This window comes from Nocardia sp. PLKS1-43 (genome assembly GCF_059510335.1).
Genome location: NZ_JCAJZQ010000007.1, coordinates 321531 through 339072 on the forward strand (window position 1 = coordinate 321531; position 17542 = coordinate 339072).

17 protein-coding genes are annotated in these 17542 nt (G+C 68.0%); 11 read left to right on the plus strand and 6 right to left on the minus strand.

Features of this window, described 5'->3' with window-relative positions; translation table 11 throughout:
- The first annotated feature begins 16 nt into the window (after nucleotides 1–16).
- Nucleotides 17–949: an NADP-dependent oxidoreductase gene (locus AC5WS7_RS25585; RefSeq protein ID WP_495957104.1), complete on the plus strand. Its 933-nt coding sequence runs from the start codon at nucleotides 17–19 to the stop codon at nucleotides 947–949.
- Between the two features lie 228 nt (nucleotides 950–1177).
- Here AC5WS7_RS25585 and AC5WS7_RS25590 read toward each other — a convergent pair whose 3' ends face one another.
- Together AC5WS7_RS25590 and AC5WS7_RS25595 are read right to left on the minus strand one after the other, a co-directional pair.
- Nucleotides 1178–1414, minus strand: a complete 237-nt coding sequence (locus tag AC5WS7_RS25590; protein WP_495957105.1) for a hypothetical protein — start codon at nucleotides 1412–1414, stop codon at nucleotides 1178–1180.
- Between the two features lie 12 nt (nucleotides 1415–1426).
- Nucleotides 1427–3172, minus strand: coding sequence for a sodium:solute symporter family protein (locus AC5WS7_RS25595; RefSeq protein WP_495957106.1), 1746 nt, complete (start codon nucleotides 3170–3172; stop codon nucleotides 1427–1429).
- Nucleotides 3173–3400: 228 nt separating this feature from the next.
- Here AC5WS7_RS25595 and AC5WS7_RS25600 point away from each other — a divergent pair, with 228 nt between their 5' ends.
- The 4 genes from AC5WS7_RS25600 to AC5WS7_RS25615 all read left to right on the plus strand — a co-directional run bounded on the left by AC5WS7_RS25600 (nucleotide 3401) and on the right by AC5WS7_RS25615 (nucleotide 7356).
- Nucleotides 3401–3949, plus strand: a complete 549-nt coding sequence (locus AC5WS7_RS25600; protein WP_495957107.1) for a pyruvoyl-dependent arginine decarboxylase — start codon at nucleotides 3401–3403, stop codon at nucleotides 3947–3949.
- Nucleotides 3946–4566, plus strand: a complete 621-nt coding sequence (locus tag AC5WS7_RS25605; protein ID WP_495957108.1) for a hypothetical protein — start codon at nucleotides 3946–3948, stop codon at nucleotides 4564–4566. Before AC5WS7_RS25600 ends, AC5WS7_RS25605 begins: the two co-directional genes overlap by 4 nt.
- A complete protein-coding gene (locus tag AC5WS7_RS25610; protein WP_495957109.1) occupies nucleotides 4566–6260 on the plus strand; it encodes a diguanylate cyclase in 1695 nt (564 codons plus the stop codon). The genes AC5WS7_RS25605 and AC5WS7_RS25610 overlap by 1 nt, the downstream gene beginning before the upstream one ends.
- A gap of 325 nt (nucleotides 6261–6585) precedes the next feature.
- A complete protein-coding gene (locus AC5WS7_RS25615; RefSeq protein ID WP_495957110.1) occupies nucleotides 6586–7356 on the plus strand; it encodes a PRC and DUF2382 domain-containing protein in 771 nt (256 codons plus the stop codon).
- A 93-nt stretch (nucleotides 7357–7449) separates the two neighbouring features.
- On the opposite strand, the gene AC5WS7_RS25620 is transcribed toward AC5WS7_RS25615, so the two are convergent.
- A complete protein-coding gene (locus AC5WS7_RS25620; protein WP_495957111.1) occupies nucleotides 7450–8208 on the minus strand; it encodes a DUF6319 family protein in 759 nt (252 codons plus the stop codon).
- 378 nt (nucleotides 8209–8586) lie between these two features.
- On the opposite strand from AC5WS7_RS25620, the gene AC5WS7_RS25625 reads away from it, so the two are divergent.
- The 4 genes from AC5WS7_RS25625 (at nucleotide 8587) to AC5WS7_RS25640 (ending at nucleotide 12378) form a co-directional block, all read left to right on the plus strand.
- Entirely contained in the window at nucleotides 8587–9372 is a 786-nt protein-coding gene (locus AC5WS7_RS25625) for a DinB family protein (protein WP_495957112.1), read from the plus strand.
- Between the two features lie 134 nt (nucleotides 9373–9506).
- Entirely contained in the window at nucleotides 9507–10316 is an 810-nt protein-coding gene (locus AC5WS7_RS25630) for an SAM-dependent methyltransferase (RefSeq protein WP_495957113.1), read from the plus strand.
- A gap of 29 nt (nucleotides 10317–10345) precedes the next feature.
- Entirely contained in the window at nucleotides 10346–11659 is a 1314-nt protein-coding gene (locus AC5WS7_RS25635; protein ID WP_495957114.1) for a diguanylate cyclase domain-containing protein, read from the plus strand.
- A gap of 77 nt (nucleotides 11660–11736) precedes the next feature.
- Entirely contained in the window at nucleotides 11737–12378 is a 642-nt protein-coding gene (locus tag AC5WS7_RS25640; protein WP_495957115.1) for a trimeric intracellular cation channel family protein, read from the plus strand.
- Nucleotides 12379–12390: 12 nt separating this feature from the next.
- Here the strand turns inward: AC5WS7_RS25640 and AC5WS7_RS25645 are convergent, their stop codons facing one another.
- Nucleotides 12391–13995, minus strand: a complete 1605-nt coding sequence (locus tag AC5WS7_RS25645) for an ABC transporter substrate-binding protein (protein WP_495957116.1) — start codon at nucleotides 13993–13995, stop codon at nucleotides 12391–12393.
- Between the two features lie 56 nt (nucleotides 13996–14051).
- Nucleotides 14052–15005 carry a transporter substrate-binding domain-containing protein gene (locus AC5WS7_RS25650; RefSeq protein WP_495957117.1) on the minus strand — a complete coding sequence of 318 codons (954 nt, stop codon included), beginning with the start codon at nucleotides 15003–15005 and terminating at the stop codon, nucleotides 14052–14054.
- A gap of 332 nt (nucleotides 15006–15337) precedes the next feature.
- On the opposite strand from AC5WS7_RS25650, the gene AC5WS7_RS25655 reads away from it, so the two are divergent.
- On the plus strand, nucleotides 15338–15904 hold the full coding sequence (locus AC5WS7_RS25655; RefSeq protein WP_495957118.1) for a TetR/AcrR family transcriptional regulator: 567 nt from the start codon (nucleotides 15338–15340) through the stop codon (nucleotides 15902–15904).
- Nucleotides 15905–15935: 31 nt separating this feature from the next.
- Here the strand turns inward: AC5WS7_RS25655 and AC5WS7_RS25660 are convergent, their stop codons facing one another.
- Complete coding sequence (locus AC5WS7_RS25660; RefSeq protein WP_495957119.1) at nucleotides 15936–16784, minus strand: hypothetical protein; 849 nt, start codon at nucleotides 16782–16784, stop codon at nucleotides 15936–15938.
- Between the two features lie 212 nt (nucleotides 16785–16996).
- Between AC5WS7_RS25660 and AC5WS7_RS25665 the strand changes: the two genes are divergently transcribed.
- Nucleotides 16997–17533, plus strand: a complete 537-nt coding sequence (locus tag AC5WS7_RS25665; RefSeq protein WP_495957120.1) for a hypothetical protein — start codon at nucleotides 16997–16999, stop codon at nucleotides 17531–17533.
- Nucleotides 17534–17542: the final 9 nt, after the last annotated feature.

Below are 17542 nucleotides of genomic sequence, written 5' to 3' on the forward strand. Positions count from 1 at the left end.
TCCCGTTACTAGTTACATGGAGGTCATCGTGAGCCGAGCCGTCATCTACGAGACGTTCGGGGGTCCCGAGGTACTCGAGCTTCGGGAGGTCCCCGAGCCCCACGCCGGACCGGCAGAGATCCGCGTCCGCGTCACGGCCGCCGGTCTGAATCCGATGGATTGGTTGCTCGCCGCAACGCCCGAGGCGGCGGCCCGGTTCGGCATCACCGTGCCGTCCGGTTTCGGTTACGACTTCGCGGGTGTGGTGGACGAGGTCGGTAGCGCAACAACGGGTTTCGCGGTGGGCGACCGCATCTACGGCGGCGCGATGGGCCGGGCCGCCGCAGATTTCGTGGTGATCGACCCGCGCGCCGGGGGCATCTGGCATACCCCGGCGGGCATCAGCGACGAGGTGGCGGCCACACTTCCCGTTGCCGGCATGACGGCCGCAGCGGCATTGGCGGCGATCGACCTGCGATCCGGCGACACCGTCCTGATCGGCGGTGCGGCGGGCGGAGTGGGCGTGTTCGCCGTACAGCTCGCGAAGCTGGCCGGCGCCAGAGTGCTCGGGACGGCCTCGGAAAGCACGTTCGAATTCCTGCGCGGATTCGGCGCCGAACCCGTGACCTACGGCCCGGGATTGGCGGATCGGGTGCGCGCCCTGGCGCCCGAAGGCATCAGCGCGGCAACCGACCTGTTCGGCACCGAAACTGCGGAAACAGCACTCGCACTGGGTGTTCCGCCCGAGCGGATCTCCACGATCGCCGCGGGTCCCAACCCTCCCGGCGGCGTTCGCACGACCGGCGGATTCGATGCGGATCCGGGCGCGATGGCGCAGATCAGCGATGCGATCCTGGCCGGCACGATCACCGTGCCGATTGCCGCGACCTTCCCGATCGAGAAGATTCGCGATGCCGTGGCGCAGCAGGCCGGCCGCCACGTACACGGCAAGATCGTGATCACTGTCTGACCGCCGCCTGCACCCGGGCCGCGAAGTTGACTCCAGCCTCCGACAGGCTGTCCGGTCGGCACGAAAACCCACCAACCGGAACCGAACCCGGCTTCGGCCGCTCCGGCCCCCCGGGAACAGCCGACGGCTCCCACCCGCGAAAGCTCGGCTGACCCACCCGTACACGACTCGGCCGCGACGGCGCATACCGTCGCGGCCGGTCGTCTCACTACCGCGAACGCGCCCCGGTTACTCTGCGGGACCGCTGGATTCGGTCCGCCGCGGCACCTGCGTGGGCCGCAACCGAACCCAGATCAGGAACCCTACGGCGAAGACCGCCATCACGATCCCCGACCACAGATTGGTATTCCAGCCGCCACTGCGCTGCAGATCCGCCGCGCTGTGGTTGACGGCCCCGACGACGATCAGAATGACGCCGTAGATGCCGAGCAACCCGCCGACGATGGTGCGGATATCGAAAAGCATTACGTCACTTCCTTATCCGAAGAAGATGTTCAGCGCGATGACCAGGACGAGGGAAATCCCGGCGAGCAGTACCGGACGCTGATACCACGGCAGCGTGGCGGCGTCGGCATCGGTCAGGCTGGCCTTGGGCGTCTGCGAGTACACCAGTCCGACCAGCTCGGACTCGGGCTTGGGCGTGGTCACCAGACTGACCACGACGCTGAGCACGATGTCCACGACGAATGCCACGCCGGCGGCCAGGAAGCTCGAGCCCTGTCCGGACAGGTTGATCACCCCGGTCTCGCTGAGGATGAAGATGAAGATCGCGGACAGGGTGCCGAATACGAGGCCGACCCAACCGGCGGTCGCGGTCATCCGCTTCCAGAACATGCCGACGATGAACGTGGCGAACAGCGGCGCGTTGAAGAACGAGAACAACGTCTGCAGGTAGTCCATGATGTTCGCGAAATTCCCGGCGATGAACGCGGTGAAGACCGCGACCACCGTGGCGCCCACGGTCGCCCAGCGGCCCATCTTCAGGTAGTAGCCGTCCGGCTTGTCCTTGACCACGTACTGCTGCCACAGGTCGAAGCTGAACACCGTGTTGAACGCGGAGATGTTCGCCGCCATGCCCGCCATGAACGCGGCCAGCAGACCGGTCAGCGCCACACCCAGAAGTCCGTTGGGCAGAACGTCCTTCATCAGGTACAGCAGCGCGTCGTTGTAGGTGACATCGCCCTTGCCGGTCGCCTTGTATTCGGCGATCTGCGGCACGATAAGCGCGCTGACCATGCCGGGAATGACGACGATCAACGGGATGAACATCTTCGGGAACGACCCGATGATCGGGGTGCGCCGCGCCGCGGAGATCGAATGCGTGGCCAGCGCGCGCTGCACCTCGACGAAGTTGGTCGTCCAGTAACCGAACGAGAGCACGAAACCCAGGCCGAACACGATGCCGATCACCGACAGCGCGCTGTTGGAGAAGCCGCTGAGTTCGTTACCGGGCCAGGAGTGGATCTGCTGTGAGGCGTCGGGCAGCTTGGTGGCGATCTGGTGCTTCAAGCCGCTCCAGCCACCGACACGGTGCAGGCCGACCAGGGTCAGCGGCAGCAGCGCGGCCACGATGACGAAGAACTGCAACACCTCGTTGTAGATCGCCGCCGACAGACCGCCGAGCGTGATGTAGGACAGCACGATCGCCGCGGCCACGATGATCGACACCCACAGCGGCCAGCCCAGCAGCACGTTCACGATCGAGCCCAGCAGATACAGGTTCACGCCCGCGATGAGCACCTGGGCGATCGCGAAGCTGAGCGCGTTGACCAGGTGGGCGCCGGTGCCGAACCTCCGCCGCATGAACTCCGGCACACTGCGCACCTTGGAGCCGTAGTAGAAGGGCATCATGACCACGCCCAGGAACAGCATGGCCGGGATGGCGCCGATCCAGTAGTAGTGCATGGTCGGCATGCCGTACTGGGCGCCGTTCGCGGACATGCCCATGATCTCGACCGCGCCCAAGTTCGCCGAGATGAACGCCAGACCGGTCACCCAGGCGGGCAGCGAACGCCCGGACAGGAAGAAATCGATGCTGGAGGACACGCGCTGCCGGGCCAACAAGCCGATGCCGAGCACGAAGACGAAATAGATCGCGACGAGGACGTAGTCGACGGCCGAGGCGTCCAGGCGCAGCCCGCCGCCCTCGGCCAAAATTTTCGGTGCCGGCCCTCCTGCCAGCACCGATTCGACAATTCCTGGTGGCGCTGCAGCGGGTGGCATGCTGCCCTCCTGTCCGGTAAATCATCCTTCGACCACTTGGTCGTGTCCGGATCTTAGCGGGCCGTTAGCGTTCACATGGAGGTATGCACCGACCCGCGGGCGGCCGACCGGCGCGACCGGGGCCGATACCCGACCGATATGAAACGATGTTTTTCACTTCGATGGATTTTTGCCGCAAGATCAGCCTTCAAAATGCAACACTGAGATCCCCGGGGGAAGGATCACAGAATGCTCACCACCCACCGACACCGCGGCACGTTCGGTACCGGAAGTACCGCCCCGCCCCGCCCCGCCGCGCTGACCATCGAGGTCGGCGCGGCGGTCGGAGTGGGGTCGACCAGGATCTCGGCGTTCGATGCCGCACTGCGGGAACTCGGTGTGGGAGAAGCGAATCTGATCCGGCTGTCGTCGGTGATCCCGCCGCACGCGACGATCGAACGGACCCGCAGGGTCCGCAGGCCCATCGCCTGGGGCGACCGGCTGTACTGCGTGTACGCGGTGGAATTCGCCGACACCGAGGGCGCGACCGCGGCGGCCGGCATCGGCTGGTCCGTGCGCGCCGACAGCTCGGGCGCGGGCCTGTTCGTCGAACACGAGGCCGAAACCGCCAGGGAGGTGGACCAACTCATCCACCTGAGCCTCACCGAGATGACCGCCGCGCGCGCGGGGGTCTTCGGGCCGGTGTGCACCAGCACGGTCGCGGCCACCTCGGACGGGCGCCCGACCTGCGCTCTGGCCCTCGCGGCGTACCACACAACGGGATGGAACCAACCGTGACCGAAGCCGAGGAACCGGAAAGACGAAGGGGGACAGCGATTTCGGCTGCCGAGGGCATCCGGGTCAGCGTGGAGACCACGATTCCGGACCCGCAGATCGAACGCTTCCAGCTGCTCTACGAGGAGGCGTTCGGCCCGTTACGCACTCGGGCGATCGCACGTCAGGTTCTGCATCCGGGCGAATTCCATCAGGAGATGACGGATCCGCGAATCCAGAAGCACGTCGCCCGCGCACCCGACGGCGAACCGATCGGTCTGACCACGCTGACCCATCACCTGGAAACCGTCCCATGGATCAGTCCGGATTATTTCGCGGCGCGTTTTCCGCAACACGCCGAGCGGGACGCGATCTACTATGCGGGGTTCACATTGGTCGCCCCCGGCGCGCGACAAGGGGCCGCATTCCATGTCATGATCGAATCAGTCGTCCGGATATTGGCGGCGGAGCGTGCGGCCGTCGGCTGGGACATCTGCTCATACAACAACTCTCACTTCTCCTTCGCCGACGCCCTGCGATCGGCGGTCGGGGAGCGGGCCACCGTCGACATCGCAGTGGAGGATGCACAGACGTACTACACGGCACGGTTCATCGGGGACGGAGCGGACAAGGGGGACTGATGATGCTCAGCGAACAGCACACGGTCGACCTCCGGCATCTGGCCGGGCCACTGTGGCGGGCATTCGTGCCGATGATCGCCGCGTTCATGATTGCCCTACCCCTACTCACTTCCACGGACGCTATCGTCACCGCCGCGCTGGCGGTGGTCGTGGCGATGACCGTCACGATGATCGGCGTAGGCGTGCACCGACATCGCCCGCCCGCGCCGATGCCCTGGTATCTGCTGGCCGGATCGGCCGTGCTCTTCGGTTTCGGAATCGCGCTGCGCGATCTCTCACCCACCGAGCGGTACGTCTTCGGCGATATGTTCACCCTGTCCGGATATGCCGGGGTGCTGCTCGCGGCACTGCTGTGGCTCGCGCCGCGCCGGGTGCACGGCGGCGGCAACGATCTGCTGCTGGACTCCGGATTGATCGGCCTGGGCGCCCTGCTGGCCTCCTGGACCTTCCTGATCTCGCCGATTCTGAGCGGCGGGTACAGCGCGAGCGCGGTGATCGCGGCCTGCTACCCGGTCATCGATGCGCTGTTGCTGACGGTGGTCACCCATTCGGTGGTCACCGCGATGCGTTCGGAAACCTCGTTGCGCCTGCTGCATGCGAGTCTGCTGGCGATCCTGATCGCCGATTTCGGTTACAACCTGGTGGCGGCCGGGTCGATCCACCCGCCGTTCCAGATTCTGCTGATTCCGCTATTGGCCGCATACCTGCTGGTCGGGTCGGCGGCGATGCATCCGACCATGATCACCCTGGGTCAGCAACAGCGCATCCGGCCCGATCAGTCGCGTCAGCGGGCCAGTTTCGTCGCGGTCGCGCTGGTGGTGGGCTCGCTGGTGCCGACCATGGGCCACCGGCCCGGGGTGGTGGACCGAGTGGTCATCTCGACATTGCTGGCCGGACTGCTGATCGGCGTGCTGGCCCGCAGCGAACGCGCCATCGGGCGCAGTGCCCGCAGCGAACGACGCGCCCAGTACCAGGCCGATCACGATATGCTCACCGGCCTGCTGAATCGCTCGGCACTGCTGCGCGCCCCCGCCCGCAACCGGGAACGCTGGGCGGGGCGCACGCTGTGCCTGCTGTTCATCGATCTGGACGGCTTCAAATCCGTCAACGACAGCTATGGCCACGCGATCGGCGACGAGCTGATCGCCAACGCCGCGGCCCGCATTCGCCGCGTGATCCGGCACGACGATGTGGCCGCGCGCTACGGCGGCGACGAGTTCGTCGTACTGACCTGCTCGAACCGCTCGGACACCGCCACCCTCGCCGAACGGCTGATCGCCGCGTTCGGCAGTCCCTTCGAACTCAGCGTCGGCGCGGTCTCGATCACGGCCAGCATCGGCATCGCCGTGGGCTCACCCCGGCCGCCGGGCTCGGTCCACGACATCCGGGGTCATATCGCCCCGTGCCCGGAACCCGCGCCCGCTCTCGTCCATGAGGTCCCCGCCCTCGACGAGGGCATCCCCGAACCGCTGTCGCCCGCGCCCGCAACCGTGGAAGCCTCCGTGTACGACCTTCTGCGCGAAGCGGATTCGGCCATGTATCACGCCAAGGAATACACCCTGGGTTATGTCTTCCACGACGAGATGCGCCGTCAGGGCCACCCCGAATCCCGCCGGGTCTGGCGCCGGGACGGCCGTGCACCACGCGATGCCCGTCCGCCGCTTCGCGACCTGAGCGAGTCGTTGGGTACGTAGTGTCCGGCCGAGGCATCGCGGTCGGTGAATCCGAAAGAGCGCGGGCCGTTTGCTCACTGGACCCCAGGGTATTGCCAGAATGTAGCTGATGATCATGACAGGCTCGACGCGATCTCACAGTGAGCCTGGTAATCGTCCGGTTACAGGTATCGCCGAGCGGTAGCGGGAAGTTTACCCGAGCCGCTGTCGGGATACGGGTGTCGTGGTCGTACAAACCCGAGTGCGAGCGGCACGACGTCGAAAGATCGAAATCCGTTCCACGAACAATGCGGTGTCGGCTGCCCGCACCGGTGGTCGGCACAGCATGGCGACCCGAGGAGGAGCCATGGCACAGACGTTGGAATCCGTGATCGGCAATACCGTGTACGACTCGGCCGGCGACAAGATCGGCAAGGTGAAGCAGATCTACGTGGACAACGCGTCCGGGAACCCGACCTGGGCTGCGGTGAGCACGGGAATGTTCAGCAGCGACTCCATGGTGCCGCTGGCCGGCGCGCAACATGAGCCGGACAAGGGCACCCTGCAGGTCGGGGTGGACAAGGCACACGTCAAATCCGCGCCGTACCTGGACGACGACGGACGCATCTCGCCCGCGGCCGAGCAGGAACTGTTCCGCCACTACGGCGTCAACCCGCAGCACGCGGGCTGGAGCCAATACGGCCGTCAGCAGGTCCGTCCGGGTCCTGACGAACCGATGACGCACGGCCGCGATGCCGACATGATCCGTTCCGAGGAGCGGCTCGAGATCGGCAAGGAACGGCAGGAGAGCGGAACCGCACGGCTGCACAAGCACGTGGTGACCGAGAACCAGACGGTCGAGGTCCCCACCACCCACGAAGAGGTGCGCGTCGAACGCGAGCCGATCACCGACCCCTCACAGGTCCGCTCTCGCGGCGACATGGGCGATCAGGACCAGGAGGTCACCCTGCACGAGGACCGGGTGACGGTGCAGAAGGAATCCGTCCCGGTGGAGCGGGTCCGTCTCGCCGTCGACGAAGTCGAGGATCACCAGACCGTGTCCGACACCGTCCGCAAGGAGCGCGTCGACACCGAGGGAATCGACGACCGGGACAAGCCGGGCCGGAGCGACCGGTAACCACAACGCGGGAGGCCGGAGGCGCGGTCCTCCGGGCCGCGTCCCGGCTCCCCCGCCCGCGTTCCGGCGGCCGCCCCTCTCGTCGGCGTACCGCTATCCCGACAGTTCGTCCAGCACGCGGCGCGCCTGCTCGAGTTCGGACTGGAGCTGTTCCACCTTGGCGCGCTGGGAGTTTCGCACCGACTCCAGAACGGAATCGACCACCTCGGAGACTTCGGGGTGCAGCAGTTTGGCGGCCTGGGCCACCGACGAACCCGCGACGCTCAGGCCGCGCACGGTGCGCTTCTTACCGTTGACCACGTCGACCGTCCACTCCCCGTCGGCGGTGCCGGACAGGGTGACGGTGACCTCCGGCGTCTTCGCCTTGCGGGCCGGGGCCGCCTTGGCGGGCCGGGCGGGCTGTTTGGCGGCGCCGCCCTTGCCGCTCTCGGCCCCGGCGTCGGACTCGGCGGCGGGCCCCCGCGCAGCGGGCTTGGCCGCGGCCGGCGCCGGCTGCGCGGGGGCCGGACGCGACGGAGCGGCACTCTCCGGAGCCGGGCTCGGCGGGAGCGGCGACGGGGTCACGGACGACGGCATGCTCACTGGGGTGTCCTTCCTGGGTTTCGCGGCGGCCGCGGGCGCGGTGCGCCGGGCCGGTTTGGTCAGCGTCACTTCGGTGGGCGAGAACGACAGCACATCCTTGGAACCGGTGGGCCGAACCTGCAGAAAATCGCCCTCGGCGGGATCGCCGAGCGCGAGCACCTTGCCCGAGCGGCCCTCGGGCACTCCGACCGCTTCCGCGGTGAACCAGACCATCGGTGGGCGCCCCGCGGCGAGGTCCGCGGCGATCTGCCGAATTTCTGTGTCGGACAACGGCTGCGGCTTCGTTCGACGCGATGACATGGTGCACTCCGGGCGGGTTCGTTGACGTCTGCGTGCCAAGAGCATGCCCCATAGCACCGACAAGTCCACATCGCCGGACCCGACCCGATACCGCCCCGGAGAGCAGCAATCGTTTGGCAAAACCGCGCTGCCGCAACCGTACCGCCACCTTCGACCCGATTACGTTAACTCGACCAACCAGGAGAATCGTAGGGGCAGGAGACAACTCACGTTACCGGTTGCCACACCGGAACACGCCGATCTCATGCGACACAGCAATCTTCGGGTATTCCTCGCCGGCGCGGACAGCCGGGCCGTAACCGGGTAATGTCCGGACTCCATGAGGAGTCCGGCCGGCGGGACGGCGCGATGAGTTCGCCCTACCTTCCCGCGTTACGCGATGAGCGGCGCGCCGTGCTCGACTTCTGCCGCGATCTGAGTCCCGCGGAGCTGGCCGCGCCGAGTGCCGCGGCGGGCTGGTCGGTCGCCGACGCGCTCATCCACATGACCACCGTGTTGCGCGCGATCCTCACCCCGACCGCCGTCGCCTACATGACCACCCGCGACGTGGAACGCCTGAACGAGCGGCTCGTCGACGAAAAGCGTTCGCACACAACCGGTCAGCTGCCCGGCGAATTCGAAACCTGGAGCCGGCGCGGCTGTGCCGCACTCACCGCGCTCACCATGCCCGTGGTCGGTTCGATTCGCATCCCGCTCGGTGAATTGGGCTGGTACCCACTCGAACTCGCGCCCGCGATGATCCTGTTCGAATGGCACACCCACATCCGTCACGACATCGCTCCCGCGCTGGACCGGCCGACTCCGGCCACCGACGCGCGCCGGATGACCGCGATCCTGCGCTGGCTGACCGCGCTGCTGGAGCGTTCGCACCGGGAGGCGCTGAGCTGGCTCGAGGTTCCGGTGGCGCTGACCCTCACCGGTCCGGGCGGGGGCACCTGGCGGCTCGAACCGCGCGGCGGCCGGTTGCGGGTGCGGCCGGGACGCGCCGCCGGAGCCGCGGCCCACGTCGCGGCCATGTCGGTCGAGTTCCCGCAGTGGAGCACCCGGCGGGTGCCCTGGCGCGCCTGCGCCGTCGCGGTGACCGGTGATACCGAGATCGGCACCCGTGTCCTGGACTCGATCAATCTGGTCTGAGCGCCACTGTCCGAGATGCCGGTTCCGGTTCGCTCGCACGGTTAGCATGCAGATGCGTCCGTACCGGGGTGATCGGATGCGAGACGATCCGTCGCGCGTGGGCGGCTCGGATATCGAATATGAAGGGGTTGCGAGTGGACAGGCCGACATGGGCGCCCGACGGCGTCGACATGACCAAGGCGAGCCCGGCTCGGATGTACGACGCGCTGCTGGGCGGCTCACACAATTTCGAGATCGATCGCAAGGCCGCCGAAATGGGTAAGCAGCTGGTGCCGGATCTGCCGCGGCTGGCCCTGAGCAACCGGGCGTTCCTGCGGCGAGCGGTGCGGTACCTGTCCGACGCGGGTATTCACCAGTTCCTGGACATCGGCTCCGGCATTCCGACCGCGGGCAATGTGCACGAGGTGGCCCAGGCGCTCGATCCGCACAACCGCGTGCTGTACATCGATATCGATCCGGTCGCGGTCGCGCACTCGCGAAGCATCCTGGTGGGCAACGACTGCGCCGACGCTCTGGAAGCGGACCTGCGCAAACCGGCCGAGCTGCTGGCCCGCGCCGCGGACAGCGGCCTGATCGACTTCACCGAACCGGTCGGGGTGCTGCTGATCGCGGTGCTGCATCTGGTGCAGGACCACGAGGGTCCGCGCGAACTGGTCGGCGAACTGCGCGCGGCGGTGCCGGCGGGCAGCTATGTCGCGATCTCCCATCTGAGTTCGGCGCAGCGTCCCGGCGCCGCGGCCCGGCTCGGAGATCTGTCGGCGAACCAGTCCCACACAGGCATCCGATTCCGCGATCGCGCCGGCATCACGGCCATGTTCGACGGCTGGGAGCTGGTCGAACCGGGCGTGGTCGAACTGCCGCTGTGGCATCCGGAGTCCGACCGGGATCTACACGAGACACCGGGGCGCTCGCTCGGCCTGGCGGGCGTGGGCCGTAAGGTCTGACCGGGGGCGATTCGGACAGGGGTGCTCGGGTGGACGCACACGATCTGGCGGTGCGCTGGGCGGACGCGCTCGACGGCGTCGTCGCCCCCACGCTGACCCGCACCCAGATCGAAGCCCTGCTCGCGGGGTTGAGCGAACGGTTGCTGGCCGCATTGCGCGGGGACAGCGACCTGGACTCCGCACGGATCGCCGCCACCGCGCTGGTCGCGGCCAATTACCGGGACGAGTCTGCGGTCAGCCGCACCGTATCGGTGATCTGCCGGGATATGGTCCGAGCCGTCGTCGAGACCCCGGATCCGCGACGGGAGTGGGAGCGCCACGATCCCGAGCGGGTGCGTGAGCGTGCGATCGATGTGGCCGGGGAGTTCGCCGCCGGATTCACCGCGGCCCTGCGCGGGGCGGCACTGGCCGAGCAGGAGGCCACCCTGGCCGCGGCGCTGTCGGCGGTGCGGGAGGCACAGGCGCAGCGGCAGTTGTCACAGGCGCGCTTCTCGGCCATCTTCGCGGGCGCGTCGGTGGGCATCGGCACCATCGACGTGCGCACCGGACGGGTGGTGGACGTCAATGCCGCGATGGCCGAAATGTTCGGCGCCCCAGTAGAATCCATCGCCGGACAGCCGGTTGCCGAGGTGCTCGGGCCGATCAACATCGGCCCCGCATACGCGCAGTTCCAGCAGTTACTCGAGGGCGGAATCGATCGTTTCCGGATGGAGACCGGATACACCCATCCGGACGGGCATCGCACCGCGATCGACCTGTCCATGTCGGCGGTCCGCGAGGAGGACGGCCGGATACGCTTTCTGATCGGCGTCGCGGTGGACATCACCGAGCGCAAGGCGCTGTCGGATCGGCTGTGGTACGACGCGCACCACGACAATCTGACCGGCCTGGCCAACCGGGTGCTGTTCTTCGACCGGCTCGCCGAGGCCACCCCGCCGATCGGCCTGTGCTATCTGGATCTGGACGGTTTCAAGGAGATCAACGACGCGTACGGGCACACCGTCGGCGATCGGGTGTTGCAGGCGGTGGCCGAACGATTGCGGGACGTCGCGGAACCCGACGGGCTCGCGGCCCGGCTCGGCGGCGACGAATTCATCGTGCTGACCGAGAAGTGCCGCGACGAGGGCGGGCCGCACAGCCTGTCCCGACGACTGCTCACCGCGTTGTCCGAACCGATAGTCGTTGCGGGACAGACTGTCTCGGTGGGCGCTTCGATCGGGACGGCACTGGTCGACGAACCACCCACCGCCATCGACGATCTCATGCACACCGTCGATACGGCCATGTACCGCAACAAGTCCGCGCGGTCGCGTCCGGGCCTGCGCACCCGGCGCAGGCGCTGAGGCTCCGCCCGCCCGCGCGCCCGGTGCGGCCTACTATTCTGCGATAGCCCGGAGTTGACCGGACGTGAGGGGATTCGATGATCGCGCTGACCTCGACGGCCGAGGATGTGCAGCGGGCCGCGGACCTGCTCGGCGTATTCGCCTTCGGGGTCTCCGGTGCGCTGCTGGCGGTGCGCAGGAACTACGACATGGTCGGCATCGGCGTACTGGCCTGCGCCACGGCCTTCGGCGGCGGGGTGGTGCGCGATGTCGTCATCGGGGCGGTGCCGCCGGTGGCGCTGACCGATCCGTGGTACATCGGCCTGCCGATCCTGGCCGCGGCGATCATCTTCCTGTGGCGGCCGCCGCCCCGGCTGGTCGCCACGCCGCTGGATCTCGCCGACGCCGTCGGCCTGGGCGTCTTCAGTGTCACCGGCACGGTCATCGCCTACCAGCACGGCCTGGCCACGGTGCCCTCGGCCCTGCTGGGGGTGCTCACCGCGGTCGGCGGCGGGCTCATCCGCGACGTGCTGGCCGGTGTTCAGCCCAGCGTGCTGCGCCCGGACCAGGAGATCTACGCGCTGCCCGCGCTGCTCGGGGCGAGTGTGGCCGCGACGCTGCTGCATTTCGGCGCGCTCGACGCCTGGACCGGTGCGGCGGCGTCGGCCGGTGCGGTGGTGTTCCGGGTGCTGGCCCTGCGCTACCACTGGCACGCGCCGCTGGCCAGGCGGCGGAGCTGAGCGCGCCGCCGGTCACCGGTGCAGCCAGGTGTCGAAGAACTGCAACCGCGCCGACGCCTCGAACTTCAGGTCGGAGACCACGGCCGACACCCCGATCGTCTGGGAGAGTTCGATGGTTGGGATCCACAGCCCGTCGTCCAGCACGCCCTGCTGCGCCCGGCCGATCAGCCCGGATCGCGCGGCCGGGTCGGTCGTCTGCAGCTCACCGGACAACGCCTGGTCCAGATCCGGAATCGGGCCGCGCAGGTTGTAGTTCTGGCCGTCCAATCCGAACACGGTGCGCAGGATGTCGCCGTCGGCGCGCGTGGTGTTGTAGTACAGCGAATCGAAGTCCTTGCGGCTCTGGCGCGCGGTGTACTCCGCGTCGGACGCGGGCTCGAGCCGCAGATCCACTCCGACGGTGCGCAACTGCTGCTGGATCAGCTCGAGGATCGCCTGGTTCCCGGCGAAGGCATGGCTGAACAGCACGCCGAAGGACAGCCGGGCCCCGTTCTTGGCCCGGATGCCGTCGCTGCCCGGCACCCAGCCGGCCTTGTCCAGCACCGACTTCGCGGTATCGGGCGCGTAGCCGAGATATTTCGAAAGATCCACGTACCCGGGCGTTTTCGAGGCCAGCGAACTGGTCGCGGTCTTGAACTGCGGACCCAGTACGGTATCGACCAGCTCCTTGCGGTTGATCGCGGTCAGCAGTGCGGCGCGCACCGCGGGATCACCCAGCGGGCCGCGGGTCAGATTCGGTTGGAGGCCGAACGGTACGCCGGGATTGGGCGTGACCTGCAGACGTCCACCCGAAGCCTCGATCTGGGAAGCGTCCTGCGGCAGCGCGTCACTCACCGCATCGAGCTGCCCCGAGGACAGACTGCCGGTGCGAACCCCGGACTCCGGAATCACGGTGAATTCGATCCGATCCAGATAGGCGGCGCCGTGATGACCGAAAACCGTTGAGCCCCAGTTATATCCGGCACGTTTTGCCAAGGTCGCCGACGCGCCCTGCCGGTACCCGGCATAGGTGAACGGTCCGCTCCCGATATCGTCGCCCTGGCAGCGCCGGTCGGCGGGTTCGGCGGTCGTGGCGTCGGCGAGGATGCCCAGCTGCGGAGTCGAGGTCGCCTGCAGGAACTGCGCGTTGGGGCGATCGAAGCCGACCCGCGCGGTGAGCGGATCCAGTACGGCGGTTCCGGTGTACCCGGCCAGATAGCTCGCTCCCAGTGGCGCTTTGGCTCCGGTGAGCGTGTGCACGATGGCGTCGAAGTTCTTCTGCACCGAGGTGGCGGTCAGCGCGGTGCCGTCGCTGAAGGTCACCCCCGGGCGCAGATGGAAGGTGAACGTCTTCGCGTCCGGACTCACCTCCCAGCTCTGCGCTAGCCAGGGCGTCGTCGCGCCGGTTCGGGGATCCTGATCGGTCAGCGAATCCACGATCTGCCGTGTGACATAGAGGGTTTGGTTGGTCCCGGACTGGGCCGGATCCGAACAGGTCGGCGCGAGCGAGAGTCCGTAGCGCAGGGTTCCGCCGGGCCGGGGCGGTCCGGCGGCACCGCCGGACGGGGTCGCCGAACCGCAGGCGGCGAGCGTGAGCGTCGCGGTGAGCGCGCAGAAGGAAGCGAGAAGGCGTTTCATGGTCGTTCTCCGGGAAGGCTGTGGTGTGAACGTCGTCCAGGCGCCGGGCCGGCCGGTCACGGGGTCTTCTTCGGCAGGCCGGGCGGATTGATCCGGCTCTGCTGCACCGCTTCCCCGCCCAGGCCCCAGCGGTCCAGCACCTTGCGGTACAGACCGTGGTCGATGGCGTACTGCAACGCCTCGTGCACCGGGCCGATCAGACCGTTGTCCTTCTTGGTGAGCACCGCGATCTCGGCCTGCAGCGCGTCGCCCGCGCCGGAGAACGTCGAGACGATCTTGGTTTGTCCCGTGGTGGCCACGTGGTACGCGGCATCCGGATCGGGGCCGAGGAAGCCGTCGAGGCGGTGCGAGGCCAGCGCCAGGTAGTAGTCCGTGGTCTTCTGGTAGTAGGCGATGTCGATCTTCGGCAGGCCCTCGGCCACGTTGCGCTGATCCCACTGCACCAGCAGCTGTTCCTGATTGGTGCCACTGCCCACGCCGATTCGCTTGCCCGCCAGCGATTTACGGTCCTGATAGGTCCAATTCGCATCCTTGGGCAGTTCGAGCGCGAGGGTGTCCTTGCGGTAGGTGGCGAAGTCGTACTTCTCCTTGCGTTCCTCGGTCACGGTGACGTTGGAGATGAACGCGTCCACCGCGCCGGAATCGACGGCGACGAAGTTCTGCGCCCAATCCGCGGTTCGCGGATCGAGTTTCAGCCCGAGGATGTCCGCCACCAGCGATGCGAAGTCGAACTCCGAGCCGATCACGGTGCGGTCGTCTGTGGCGTAGAACCGCAGCGGCGCACCGGCATCCGCTGATCCGGTGACGATCAGCGTGCCGCGATCGCGGATCGCGGCGGGCACCTGGGCGGCGATCGAATCCACCTTCTCCGCGTGCACCCGGCCCGCCTGCTGCGGCGACAGATCGTAGCTCTGCCCGTTCACCGAGCGGACCTCGTCACCGGCGCCGTCGCCGCCACCGCAGGCGCCGACCACCAGCGCCACCGTGCTGAGCACTGCGGCCAGCGCCATGCCGCGCCGCCGTAATATTGCCTGGACCCTCATCGAAACGCCTTGTCCTCCATCGATCCTGGCGGTAACACTGTCCCCCGCGAGCCGGATTGCCGCGACGTTCGCGAGCCAGGTCTGCACGACCGCTCCGGCCGGCAGCACAGACGCTAGGCCGAACCCCTTGGCGCGTCTGCACTCTCGATCGGCGTGAATCGAATGCTGTTTCCTGTGGGGCAGGTGTGCAGTGGCTTCGGATCGGCTGGGCAGCCACCGGAATCCGGGCCCGAGGAGTCAATCGGAGAATTTCTCCTCTTATCATGGGAGTCGGCAGTGTGCACCGCACGGGAGGACCCATGGACGCAGCGACGCGGCCGATGCGCGCCGATGCGCGCCGCAACTACGAGCGCATTCTCGAATGCGCGCGCCAGACGTTCGCCGAACTGGGCACCGAGGCCCCACTGGACGAGATCGCCCGCCGCACCGGCGTCGGGCCCGGCACCCTGTACCGGCACTTCCCGAATCGCGCGGCGCTCATCGAGGCCGTCTACCGCTCGAGTGTCGAGGCGCTCAGCCGGCGCGCGCAGGAATTGCTCGACTCGGACCACACGCCGTTGGAGACGCTGGACCTGTGGGTCCGGGCCCAGGTCGACTTCGTGATGAACCGTCGCGGTCTGGCGGTCACGCTCAAGGCGGCCCTGGACCGCGACTCGGACACCTTCATGCTCTGCTCCACCCTCGCCACCCAGGCCGCCGCCGCGGTCCTGCGCCCCGCCCAGGAGGCGGGACTGGTCCGCCCCGAACTCGAACCGCAGGATCTGATCCGGCTGGGTCACGGCGTCGGCGCCGCCTGTGAACACACTCCCGAGGCGGCCGAACGGCTGCTCACGGTCGTGCTCGCGGGCCTGCGCACGACGACCTGATATCTCTGGCATCGGCCCGCGGGGCGCGACGTCAATGCGCGGGCCCCAGCGCGAGTACGTAATTGCGGCAGCGGGCCGACAGAGTGAGCCCGGCCGTGGCCAATGCCGTGCGGATGCGCTGGTCGTCGTGCTCGAAAACGCGCAGCACCAGCGCCTGCGGCACCTGGTCGTGCAGTTCGGTGATGACCGCGCCGATCAGTGCGGCCAGGCCGCCGGGATCGACATCCTCATATCTGATCCCCTTCCCCGCATCGATGTACGCCGCACTGCCCAGGACCGAGGTGCTCACGCTGGCCACCGGCTCCACCGACCCCGGAGTCAGCAGTGCGACGACGAGCGCCTGACCGGGCGGTTCGGTGGATTCGGCGAGGGCGTGCAGCACACAGTCCACCGGTTCGGCGAAGGTCAGCGCCATCGGCGCCCGCCAGGTGCGCGGTTCGGCGGTCCACACGCGGGCGTATTCGCCGACCGCGACCGCGCCGAGCGCCACGGCCGCACGCCCCTCGGGTCCGATATCGGTACCGGGCCAGCGCAGCACCCGATATCCCATCGCCCGCGCATGCGCGGCCGCACCGGCCAGCAGGGCCGCCACGACGGCCTCCTCGGCATCGGTAGCGGGTTCGAAGTCGTAGTGCCCCAACTGGATCCGGCGAAAGTACCGAGAGACGTACACCGGCTCGGTCACCACCCGCGCATTCGTGTCCTCGGTCAGGGCCGCCCAGCCGAGCAGTTCGCCGTCGCGCCGGGCGGCCAGAATTCCCAGCCGGCCGGGCGCGGGGCCGAGATCCTCGGTGACGGCCAGCGCCCCCGCACCGGCCAGCTCGTTCGCCAGGCGCAGACCTGTCCCCGGATGCCGATCCCATTCGAGTACCAAGTCCATATCCGCACGATAGCCACGAAATTTGCTGTTCGATTACCAGACACGGTGAGGACTGCCGCACGGCTCGCTCTCGACCATCGTGACAACACCGACATAAGCGGTGTTCTCACGACTCTTCGCCCGCTCGAAGTGGTGATACCGTAAACGAATCCAAGATTGCCAATCGGTAACAGGGAATGTAGTTCAGTCGGGCTTCAGCAAGGAGAATTGCGATGACAAGCTCACTGCGACTCGGGCGCACCCGTACCGTCGCCGCATTCGCGGCGGCCGCTTGCCTCGGCGGGACAGCCCTCGCGAACGCCGTACCCGTCCCCCTCGATCCGCATCCCGGCGCGGCCGACAATCTGGTGACCAACGCGAATTTCCACAGCGGACTCAACGGCTGGTCCACCCACGTCTATCACGCGAACGTCGGCAGCAGCGGCGCGAACGTGCACGACAGCGGCTATATCGGCCAGGACGTTCCGGTGCGCAACGGCGCGAGGTACACCTATTCCGTCCGTGCCGGCGCGAATCCGGGCGGTTCGGTTCTCGCCCTGGCCCTGGATTCACGAACCGGCGTGGCGTACGTCAGCCGGTCGGTGACCGCGCCGACGACCGTCAGCCAGACTTTCACCGCGGTCGGCCCGACGGTGTACATCGCCTGCCAGGCCACCGGCGCGGGCGTGGGCGGATGGTGCAACGACTTCAGCCTCGTCGCCGCGCCGGGACCGTCCAGCGGGTCGGGCGGAACCGGCTCGGCAGGCTGAACCGCATCG